Raw genomic sequence first — 9,373 nt, 5'->3', positions numbered from 1 at the left:
CATCGATCACTACAATCATCAGCGGTATCACGAGAGCATCAACAACGTCACACCTGCCGACGTCTACTTCGGGCGTGACAAAGCCATTCTAAAACAAAGGGAAAGGATCAAACGTAAGACGTTCGAAGCGCGACGCTTGCATCACCGCCAGCGTGCCGCATAATGCAACCAACCAGATGAGCCAGATACTCTCTTAGTTTAAGCTGCCATTGGTTCCAAAAACCCTGACGACGGACAGTTCGGGTGAAGCAGAAAACAGATATTGCGTAGTCTAATCTGGTCTCACTTGAGCCAGGGCACATACGATAAAAATATATAACGTTGCAGCAAATTATGGAAAAATGCTGTCCATGCCAGTTTCGTTAGCTGACAAAGGAACGTTGAACTAGGCGCTCGACCTCATCGATATGCCTTAGTGATTGTTCAATGGCTTGCACAACATTACGAGACTTGAAGCACTCCAAAATTTCAAAGTGTTCTTTCTCGGCCTGAGCGTCATATTCGTTTTTGGTCCAGAGGACACACGAGTAGCGATCTGCTTTTCGATAAAGGCTTTCGACAAATTCAATGAGCAGTGGATTGCCGCATGGTTTATAGAGGCAAAGGTGAAACTCCCAGTTAAGCCGAACTAATGCCAAAATGTCTGTTTCCTCAGCAGACGCTTTAATGATGTTCTCTGCCTGCTGAAGTTCAATTTCCGAAATCTGTTTGATTGCCTGTTCGATCGCCATGGGTTCAAGTTTGCGGCGAAGGCTCCAGATATTTTGAAATTCTTCAACGCTGATGTGTGCGACGAAAGCACCCCTGTTAGCGATTTGATCGACAAGCCCCTCAAACTTCAGAGTTTGAAGGGCTTCGCGTACAGGAATGTGGCTTACTCCAAATTGGCTTGCAATGTCGTTCTGACGCAGTTGCAGCCCAGCGGTATACTCGCCCGACAACACGCGCTCCCGCAAAACTTGGCAAATCCAATCAGTCGTGGATTTTTTAGAATCGGGTTTGCGCGGGATCGTTTCATTGGCCATTGCTGTTACATGCTCACATTTGTTACGCCAATCATGCTGTCACGGGTCACCAAATCTGCCAGTTCTTTTTCTGTCAGATTTTCAGTGCCCCGCGGACGCAACGGAAGAACTAGATACCGACAATCCGCAGTGCTGTCTACTACACGTAGGTTTGCCTTTTCGCGAATGACTGTTCCGAATTCTGCGAGCACTTCGCGAGGTTCCACAACAACGCGCGAGCGGTAGTTGCGTGACTTGTACCAAACAGGTGGTGGGCCCAGAATTGGGCGAGGATAACAGGAGCAAAGGGTACAGACCACGACGTGGTGTAATTCTTCAGTGTTTTCCAGCAACAAGAACACGGGGTGAGCTGGCATCGAAACACCAAGTTTCGCCGCGGCGGCAGGCAAATCTTTGCGCGCAAGGTCCAGAAATTCTGGATCGGCCCAGCATCGTGCAACAAGGCGTGCCCCTTCAGTCGGTGTGCGGCCTTCCATGTCTTCAATCTGAGCAGTCACTTCAGCGGATGTGAGCAGACCACTGTGATCTAACTTGGCCAAAACCTGTGAAAGAAGTTTGTCGAACGCAGGCCGAGGTTCACTGTGGTCTCGGGATGTCGGGTGCGGATGATCATGTGGCATATATCTAGCTTTCCTGCGCTAACTTACGGAGCCAATGCTCGTAAACTTCGACTTGTAATGTATCAGTAGGGTCTCCGGAGTAGTTGACCCAGAGTTCAGCTAAATTAAACTCAACCCAGTACAGCGGGGATTCAGGTAAACCGCTGCCGCCATAGGCAAGGTCCTCTGGGTTTTTGTAACTACCAATGTAAGAAACGACCTTTCCCACAGCACCACGTACATAAAGGGGTGTACGGCAATGCCCTAGGGATTCATCTTTGATGACTTGGACGGAATGTCCATCAGCGAATTTCGCATTTGAAGCGTGTCTGGTAATAGAAGAAATCATGGCCAACTCAGCTGCTTGCCTTTGGGATGTCCAGTGCGCTCGCTTCGATTTGCCCCTTTTCGATCAGGAGTAGCGACATCGCCTTGAGCCAGCGCTCATAGTAACTTAGCCCAAAATAGTCAGCCTGAGAAAAGCTTTCGACCGTGCGGCGGACCTCATCCATTGTGAAGGCCGCTTTTTTGGGGCTAGTCAAAAGCACATACAATGCGTCGACCCGTTTATCGAAAAAGGTCAGCTCATGCTCTGTTTGATCGATTTTACCGGCGGGCAACCCGCCGAGATCATGCGTACGCTCCATATCCGTTCTCCTATTGAGTAATTTTTCTGCAACTGCGCATGTTCTGCACAGCTTTTTAGCGTTCGGGACTCACTTGCATATTCGGTCAGTTTGACTTCCTACAAAAGGCTTGAATATAATATACTATATAATATCATAAATACACCACGGTAGCAATATCGTTGAAATGGGTTCTTGGGGGAATGATGAATACTCGGCCAAAATCAAAGTCTTTCGTAGAAGTAGAAACGCAACTGAAAGCCTTCGTGCACGTTTCGGCGGATGTGGATACGTCAGCGCCGTTATCAGAAATTCGGCCCTCAGCCCCCATTTCAGACGCGACACTTGCTGTGAAAGACTTGTTTGACGTGCAAGGGATGCCCACTTCATGCGGCTCTCCAATCTATGTAAACACCATCGCCACCAAGACCGCAGAAGTTGTCCGCCGGGCCCAAGACGCCGGCGTTAAAGTCATGGGAAAAACTGTCACCACCGAATTTGCAACCTTCAAGCCCGGGCCAACGGCCAACCCGCAAAATATGGCCTACACACCCGGTGGGTCATCTAGCGGTTCAGCCGCTTCAGTTGGCGCCGGAATGGTGTCGCACGGGATCGGGACACAGACCGCCGGTTCTGTGATCCGCCCCGCCGCATATTGCGGTATCGTAGGTTTTTTGCCGACCATGGGGGCCATTAGCCGTGATGGCCTAAAAGTTGTCTCACCCTCGCTGGACAGAGTCGGCGTGTTCGGACGCAGTGTAGAAGCCGTGCGGACGTTGTCTGCTGCTGTTGCAGACCTGCGCCAGGGTGCCGACACCAAGAATGGCCCAAAACGCATTGGGTTTTTTAGTGACGATACCTGGGAAGATGCAGACAGCTTTACCCAAGACACGCTCCTTCAATTCAAAGCAAAAGTTCAGCAATCCGGCGACATTGTTGTCGACCTTGGCAACGGTCAGAAACTTTTCGATTTGATCGACGCGCAATGTGATGTGATGGGATACGAAGTCATTCACGCCTTGGCACATGAACTGACAAATCACAGTGATCTGATCTCGGACCAACTAAACGCCTATTGTAAAGACGCCGCCGAAATCACAGCCGAAAAATATGCTGCGGCGATTGAGGTTGGGCAGGCTGGACGGGCATGGATTGAAACACTGTTCGCCAATCTGGATGCCATCGCCTCCCCTTCTGCGAAAACTCTTCCTCCGCGCGGGCTTGCAAGCACTGGTGATCCCTATGTGAACCGGGCGTGGTCCCTACTTTATACGCCCTGCATCACGCTGCCCGCATCGCCCTTGAACGACAACTTAAAGGGCGCTGTTCAGCTGGTCGCGGGCTTTGGACAAGACCAAAAACTTCTTGATCTTGCCGAACAATACCAAACCTGCGTCGCCAAAATCGGTGGCGCAGCCAAATAGATAATAACAACAAAAACACTACTCCACGTACGACAGAGAGGACTAAAAATGGATAGAAGACAGATTTTAACCGGTGGCGCAGCTGCTTTAGGTGGGGCCGCTTTGGCTGCTCCGACAGTGGCGCGTGCGCAAGAAACCTTTAACTGGAAAATGACAACGGCATATCCGCCAAGTCTGCCGATGTATTCGGTTGGGCCGGGTAGCTTGACCGACCTAACAGACCGCATTCGAGCAATGTCGGGCGGTCGTTTGAACATCGAGGTTTTCCACGGTGGAGAGCTGGTGCCTCCGTTCGAAGGTTTTGATGCGGCCCAAGCTGGTATCGTCGAATGTAACGGCTGGGTTTCCTATTTCGGCGCTGGCAAACGCCCTTGGGCACAATTCTTTGGTGGCGTGCCGTTTGGTATGAACTATCAGGGTCAAAACGCTTGGATGTATGAAGGCGGCGGCTTGGAATTGTGGCAAGAACTATATGCCGACGTTGGCATGGTTCCATTCCCTTGTGGCAATACCGGTGTTCAAATGACCGGTTGGTTCAAAGAAGAAGTGAATACTCTTGAAGATCTTCAAGGTCTGCAAATGCGTATTCCAGGTCTTTCCAGCCGTATCTACGCCGCTGTTGGCGTTGATGTAAAACTGCTACCACCTGCCGAAATTTTCCCAGCATTGGAACGCGGTGTAATTCAGGCAGCGGAATGGGTTGGCCCGGCTCAGGACAAAATTCTAGGCCTGCACAATGCTGCTAGCTACTATTACACCACAGGTTGGTCAGAGCCAAATAACGTCGTTGAATTTGCGGTCAACAAAACTGCTTGGGAATCTCTGCCAGAAGACTTGCAGCATATCGTGCGCAATGCTTGTGCGTCGACCAATGTTCGGTCGCAAGCTTGGTCCGAAGCGGTGAACGGCGAAGCACTGAAAGATCTTGTTGATAACCACGGCACCCAGTTGCGCACTCTATCAGAAGAAATCCTGACCGGTCTTAAAGACGCAACACCGGGCGTTCTTGAAGAATTGGGCGCGGGTGATCCATTGTTTGCACGCGTACGTGACCACTATTTCGACTTCAAGGCCAAGCACGACTCTTGGACGAACGTCAGTGAGGGGCAGTGGCACCGCCGTATTCGAGGATAAATACGTTGAAGGTCATGCTTAAGCTGGCCGAAATATGCGAAACTGTTGTGGCCTTTCTTGGAAAGGTCGCAATGGTTTGCGTTTTCGGTATCATCGTGACGGTCACAGCAAATGTGCTCATCCGATATTTCTTTGGAATTGGAACGGTTTGGACACAAGAGCTTGAATGGCACTTCCTTGCAGGTGTCGCGACATTAGGTGTGGCCTATACCTACCAACAAGGCGAACACGTACGCGTTGATATGCTTTACAAACCCGCTGGACCACGTTTTAGAGCTATAATTGATTTGGCGGCAGCCCTGGCACTGATCGCGATTGCGATCCTTATCTGCCATTATACCATTCCTTATGTTCAACAATCCTGGCGCAGTCTTGAAGGATCTGCAGACCCTGGTGGTTTGCCAATGCGTTATGCGTTGAAAGCGACCATCCTCATTGGATTTGCCAGCCTCTTGCTGCAGGCAATCGCTGAAGTCATCCGGCAGTCTCAAATACTGATATCTGGTAAAGCGGGAGCGGATTGATGGAAGTACAAATCATGATGATGCTGGGTGCATTTTTTGTGCTGCTCATTTTAGGATTTCCCGTTGCAATTGCGATTGCGACAGCGGGGTTTGTTTTTGGTTTTACAGGGTTTGAGGGCAAGCTGTTCGCGCTGGTCCCACACAGAATCTATGGTGTGATTTCAAAGTATGAATTCATCGCTATACCGTTATTCGTTTTCATGGGGGTGGCGCTAGAACGATCTAGGATTGCCGAAGATCTGCTAACCGTCATTGGCTATGCGATGGGCGGCCTGCGCGGTGGCCTAGGGATCGCGATTGTTCTATGCGGCGTTCTGCTTGGAGCAGCCACCGGTATCGTTGGCGCAACCATCGTCACGCTAACCCTTTTGACGCTGCCTATCTTGCTTGCGCGTGGATATTCAAAAAGCCTGTCCTGTGGTTTGATATGTGCGTCCGGTACTTTGGGCCAAATTATCCCGCCAAGTCTCGTGCTTATTCTAATGGCAGACATCGTAGGGCTGTCAGTGGGTACTCTTTTTGCAGCAGCCTTTATACCGGGGCTTCTTTTGGCTGTGCTGTTTGTCGCATACCTTTTGCTGCTTGCAGTCTTTCAGCCAAAGATGGTGCCCGCGATTGACGCTGAAGAGCGTGCACAGGTGGACACAAAACAACTGCTTAAAAAGATGGTATTTGTTGTTCTTCCGCCGATGGCACTGGTTGTCTTTGTGCTGGGCTCTATTATTGGCGGGATCGCGGCCCCCACAGAAGCTGCCTCAATCGGGGCAAGCGGTGCAATCGCGATCGCGGCACTATATGGTCGCCTGAATCTAAAGCTGATCAAAGATACCACCAGAACAACACTGATCATTTCAAGCATGATCTTTTTCATTCTGCTCACATCTCAAGTCTTCTCTATCGCTTTCCGCGGACTTGGTGGCGAGCATTTCGTAAAAGGGCTGTTTGTAAATGTGCCGGGTGAAGTGAATGGCGCAATCCTGTTCTTGCTCCTTATCATCTTCGTGCTGGGCTTCTTTATGGAGTGGATTGAAATCAGCTATATCGCGCTACCCATTATGCTACCGTTCTTTCACGCAGCGGGCGTTGATATGGTTTGGTTGGCGATGCTGATTGCGGTCATCTTGCAGACATCTTTCCTGACGCCTCCGTTTGGATGGTCGCTTTTCTTCCTTCAAGGGGTCGCCCCGCCAGAAATTAGGATGAAAGATATCTACATCGGTGTCCTGCCGTTCATTGGTATTCAGCTTTTTGTTGTGGCACTGGTTTTCGTCTACAGCGATTTGGTGCTTTGGTTACCGCGCTTGATAGGATGGTAAATTAAATGAGCTTAGAACTTGGACTTTCTGTTCCGGCCAAAATCGGAATGTCTGTGGGTGATGTCGAAACGCCCGCTTTGATTATTGATCTCGATGCTTTCGAGCGCAATCTAAGCAAGATGCGGAACGTTGTAGAGAAGCAAGGTGTGGGTCTTCGGGCCCACGCCAAAGCACATAAATCCGCAGACATCGCTCATCGACAAATGGAAGTCGGTGGTGCGCATGGGTTTTGCTGCCAAAAGGTTTCGGAAGCCACCGTATTGGTCGATTCAGGTATCACCGATATTTTGGTGTCCAACCAAATCGTACACCCAGCCAAAATCGCGCGACTGATCGATCTGGGAAAACGCGCTTTGATCCGCGTGTGTGTCGACGATGCACAGAATGTGCATGACCTGTCTCAGGCGGCGATTACAGGCGAGGCCGAAATTGGCTGCCTTGTGGAAATTGATGTGGGCGCAGGGCGCTGTGGCGTAAACCCCGGTAAAGATGCCGCGGTGCTTGCACAGCAAATAGCAGATGCACCAGGCCTGCGATTTGACGGGCTTCAGGCCTATAACGGATCAGCCCAGCACTGCATTGAGGCAACAGAACGGCAAGCGCTGTTTGACACCGTTGTGCAAAAGGTTGAACAGACCTTGGTTGCGCTAAATGAAGCTGGGCTAGCCTGCCCCATCGTAAGTGGCGCGGGCACCGGTACGTTTCAAAAAGAAGCCGCATCTGGCGTGTTTACTGAACTGCAGGCCGGAACATACTGCCTGATGGATGCATCGTACATGACAGTGCGCAACCTCGAAGGTGGTCAGGAAGTTCCGTTTGAAAATGCAATGTTCCTGCAGTGTACTGTCATGTCTGCTGCCCGCCCCGGCAAAGTGGTTTGCGATGGTGGTCACAAAAGCCACGCCGTGGATTCCGGCCTGCCCATCCTCGTCGATGTCGACGGCGCGGCCTATGTTGGATGCAACGACGAACATGGGATAATTAACGATCCCAAAAACCAGCTGAAACTTAAAGATAAGATCCGCTTAATCCCTGGCCACTGCGATCCGACATGCAATTTGCACGACTATTTAGTTGGCGTGCGTAACGGCATCGTCGAGACTGTCTGGCCCGTGACGGCGCGCGGTAAACTTTGGTAGGAAATCGAGAACCATGAAATTACACCTAGAAGGTAAGACTGCGCTGATCACCGGTGGATCAAAAGGGATCGGGTTGGCCAGCGCAAAACTCCTTTCAGAAGAAGGATGCAACTTGGTTCTCGTCGCACGCGATGAAGCCGGGCTTGCGCAAGCGGCTGCGCAGATCAATCCAGCGAAGGGCCAAACGGTTCAGACAGTCGCCGTTGATGTGGCCGACCCGGGTACGCCAGCACAGCTTGTCGCGCAGTTCCCAAACATCGACATTCTGGTAAATAACGCGGGAGCCATTCCCGGCGGTGCACTGGAACAGGTGAGCGCCGAGGCTTGGCGTAAATCATGGGATTTAAAAGTTTACGGCATCATCGAAATGACCCGTAATTTTTATGCAACGATGGCCGCGCAGCAAAAAGGTGTCATTGTCAATATTATCGGCTGGGCAGGCCAGCGCGTTGATGCAAACTATCTTGCTGGAAGTATGGGGAACGCTTCGCTGATCGCGATGACCCGTGCTCTGGGGTCTAAGAGCCCCCAAGATGGCGTGCGTGTTGTGGGTATTAATCCCGGACCTGTAGACACGGACCGTCTAGAGTTTCTGCAAAGAAAGAAAGCGGAAACTGAGCTAGGAGATGCAGACCGCTGGCCGGAACTGGTAGCGCAGCTTCCCTTTGGGCGCGCCGCCAAAAAAGAAGAAATTGCTGCTTCCGTCGCCTTCCTTGCATCTGATTTGTCTGGGTACACTTCGGGCTCTGTTCTGGAGATCGATGGTGGGCTGAGCTGGAAGCTGTAAAACATAGCTTGGCGTTGGGCAGTCAATGATGAATACGAAGAAACATCGAATGAGAATCGGGATATTGCAGACGGGCCACCTTGTTTCAGAGCTCATAGCAAAACATGGGGACCACGCAGACTTGTTCATGCGCTACCTGAATGGGCTTGAATTCACTTTTGATACCTAACTTGCCATAGACGGCGATCTTCCTGCAGCACCGGGATCAACGGACGGTTGGATCATTACGGGCTCTAGCCATGGGGCATATGAAGAGCTGGAATGGATGTTGAAGCTCGAGGCTTTTATTCAAAAAGTATACGTTGCAGAAATCCCAATTTTTGGTGTCTGTTTTGGGCACCAGATCATGGCGAAAGCGCTCGGTGGAAAAGTTGAAAAATACAATGGCGGGTGGTCTGCGGGCCCGAATGTTTATGAAAGCCAAGTCTTTGGCAATCAAGGCATCATCGCCCGGCATCAGGATCAAGTTGTTGAACGGTCACCCGAGGCACGACTATTGGGCAGTTCCAACTTTTGCGAAAATGCGATCCTTGGCTACGGTGACCGTGCATTGAGCATGCAGGCCCATCCAGAATTCGATAGCGCATATCTTTGAAGATATGTTTGAAACCCGTGCATACTGAGCTACTCCCCAATCCTTGGACAGGATCTGGCGTGATTTAAGCTACTCTTTGCACCTGCTGATCGGGGTTGGTTGTTTCGTTTCGCTGCCAATAGATCACAGCGGGTGGTTTGCCGCCAAGGGCAGAATGGGGGCGTTTGTTGTTGTAGAAGTCCATCCACTTTCTGACACCCGCCT

General features: G+C 50.9%; 12 protein-coding genes and 1 pseudogene. 8 read left to right on the top strand and 5 right to left on the bottom strand.

All coding sequences use genetic code 11. The features are described from left to right. A pseudogene (locus tag KMP13_RS15290) lies at positions 1 to 163 on the top strand (IS3 family transposase); the annotation flags it as partial. Positions 164 to 362: 199 nt separating this feature from the next. On the opposite strand, the gene KMP13_RS15285 reads toward KMP13_RS15290, so the two are convergent. From KMP13_RS15285 to KMP13_RS15270, 4 genes are read right to left on the bottom strand one after another with little or no spacing between them, the layout of a single operon-like run. Then, positions 363 to 1,025, bottom strand: a complete 663-nt coding sequence (locus KMP13_RS15285; protein WP_215266847.1) for a GntR family transcriptional regulator — start codon at positions 1,023 to 1,025, stop codon at positions 363 to 365. A 5-nt stretch (positions 1,026 to 1,030) separates the two neighbouring features. After that, complete coding sequence (locus KMP13_RS15280) at positions 1,031 to 1,645, bottom strand: nitrile hydratase subunit alpha (RefSeq protein WP_215266846.1); 615 nt, start codon at positions 1,643 to 1,645, stop codon at positions 1,031 to 1,033. A 4-nt stretch (positions 1,646 to 1,649) separates the two neighbouring features. Further along, entirely contained in the window at positions 1,650 to 1,973 is a 324-nt protein-coding gene (locus KMP13_RS15275; protein ID WP_215266845.1) for an SH3-like domain-containing protein, read from the bottom strand. Between the two features lie 7 nt (positions 1,974 to 1,980). After that, positions 1,981 to 2,271, bottom strand: a complete 291-nt coding sequence (locus KMP13_RS15270) for an SH3-like domain-containing protein (protein ID WP_215266844.1) — start codon at positions 2,269 to 2,271, stop codon at positions 1,981 to 1,983. A gap of 182 nt (positions 2,272 to 2,453) precedes the next feature. Between KMP13_RS15270 and KMP13_RS15265 the strand changes: the two genes are divergently transcribed. The 7 genes from KMP13_RS15265 to KMP13_RS15235 all read left to right on the top strand — a co-directional run bounded on the left by KMP13_RS15265 (position 2,454) and on the right by KMP13_RS15235 (position 9,169). After that, positions 2,454 to 3,674, top strand: a complete 1,221-nt coding sequence (locus KMP13_RS15265; RefSeq protein WP_353055719.1) for an amidase — start codon at positions 2,454 to 2,456, stop codon at positions 3,672 to 3,674. Between the two features lie 48 nt (positions 3,675 to 3,722). Then, complete coding sequence (locus KMP13_RS15260) at positions 3,723 to 4,808, top strand: TRAP transporter substrate-binding protein (protein WP_215266842.1); 1,086 nt, start codon at positions 3,723 to 3,725, stop codon at positions 4,806 to 4,808. Between the two features lie 14 nt (positions 4,809 to 4,822). After that, positions 4,823 to 5,332, top strand: coding sequence for a TRAP transporter small permease subunit (locus KMP13_RS15255; protein WP_251363888.1), 510 nt, complete (start codon positions 4,823 to 4,825; stop codon positions 5,330 to 5,332). Beyond that, positions 5,332 to 6,648, top strand: a complete 1,317-nt coding sequence (locus tag KMP13_RS15250) for a TRAP transporter large permease (RefSeq protein ID WP_215266840.1) — start codon at positions 5,332 to 5,334, stop codon at positions 6,646 to 6,648. The genes KMP13_RS15255 and KMP13_RS15250 overlap by 1 nt, the downstream gene beginning before the upstream one ends. Before the next feature lie 5 nt (positions 6,649 to 6,653). Then, on the top strand, positions 6,654 to 7,787 hold the full coding sequence (locus KMP13_RS15245) for a DSD1 family PLP-dependent enzyme (RefSeq protein ID WP_215266839.1): 1,134 nt from the start codon (positions 6,654 to 6,656) through the stop codon (positions 7,785 to 7,787). Positions 7,788 to 7,800: 13 nt separating this feature from the next. Continuing rightward, positions 7,801 to 8,574 (top strand): short-chain dehydrogenase/reductase, encoded by a 774-nt coding sequence (locus KMP13_RS15240; RefSeq protein WP_215266838.1) that lies wholly within the window; start codon positions 7,801 to 7,803, stop codon positions 8,572 to 8,574. Positions 8,575 to 8,839: 265 nt separating this feature from the next. Continuing rightward, a complete protein-coding gene (locus KMP13_RS15235; RefSeq protein WP_215266837.1) occupies positions 8,840 to 9,169 on the top strand; it encodes a type 1 glutamine amidotransferase in 330 nt (109 codons plus the stop codon). Between the two features lie 64 nt (positions 9,170 to 9,233). Here the strand turns inward: KMP13_RS15235 and KMP13_RS20975 are convergent. Then, positions 9,234 to 9,373, bottom strand: a 140-nt coding sequence (locus KMP13_RS20975) for an integrase core domain-containing protein (RefSeq protein ID WP_215266848.1), incomplete at its 5' end; no start/stop codon positions are given.

The organism is Epibacterium ulvae, assembly GCF_018678075.1.
Lineage (GTDB): Bacteria > Pseudomonadota > Alphaproteobacteria > Rhodobacterales > Rhodobacteraceae > Epibacterium > Epibacterium ulvae_A.
Note: the sequence above shows the minus strand (reverse complement) of the source record. Positions and strands in the feature narration are given on the sequence as shown.

Excerpts from the sequence above, each read along its gene's own strand:
- KMP13_RS15235 (WP_215266837.1), top strand. The coding sequence starts at position 8,840 with ATGTTGAAGCTCGAGGCTTTTATTCAAAAAGTATACGTTGCAGAAATC.
- KMP13_RS15285 (WP_215266847.1), bottom strand. The coding sequence starts at position 1,025 with ATGGCCAATGAAACGATCCCGCGCAAACCCGATTCTAAAAAATCCACG.
- KMP13_RS15245 (WP_215266839.1), top strand. The coding sequence starts at position 6,654 with ATGAGCTTAGAACTTGGACTTTCTGTTCCGGCCAAAATCGGAATGTCT.
- KMP13_RS15260 (WP_215266842.1), top strand. The coding sequence starts at position 3,723 with ATGGATAGAAGACAGATTTTAACCGGTGGCGCAGCTGCTTTAGGTGGG.
- KMP13_RS15255 (WP_251363888.1), top strand. The coding sequence starts at position 4,823 with ATGCTTAAGCTGGCCGAAATATGCGAAACTGTTGTGGCCTTTCTTGGA.
- KMP13_RS15240 (WP_215266838.1), top strand. The coding sequence starts at position 7,801 with ATGAAATTACACCTAGAAGGTAAGACTGCGCTGATCACCGGTGGATCA.
- KMP13_RS15280 (WP_215266846.1), bottom strand. The coding sequence starts at position 1,645 with ATGCCACATGATCATCCGCACCCGACATCCCGAGACCACAGTGAACCT.
- KMP13_RS15270 (WP_215266844.1), bottom strand. The coding sequence starts at position 2,271 with ATGGAGCGTACGCATGATCTCGGCGGGTTGCCCGCCGGTAAAATCGAT.
- KMP13_RS15250 (WP_215266840.1), top strand. The coding sequence starts at position 5,332 with ATGGAAGTACAAATCATGATGATGCTGGGTGCATTTTTTGTGCTGCTC.
- KMP13_RS15265 (WP_353055719.1), top strand. The coding sequence starts at position 2,454 with ATGATGAATACTCGGCCAAAATCAAAGTCTTTCGTAGAAGTAGAAACG.
- KMP13_RS15275 (WP_215266845.1), bottom strand. The coding sequence starts at position 1,973 with ATGATTTCTTCTATTACCAGACACGCTTCAAATGCGAAATTCGCTGAT.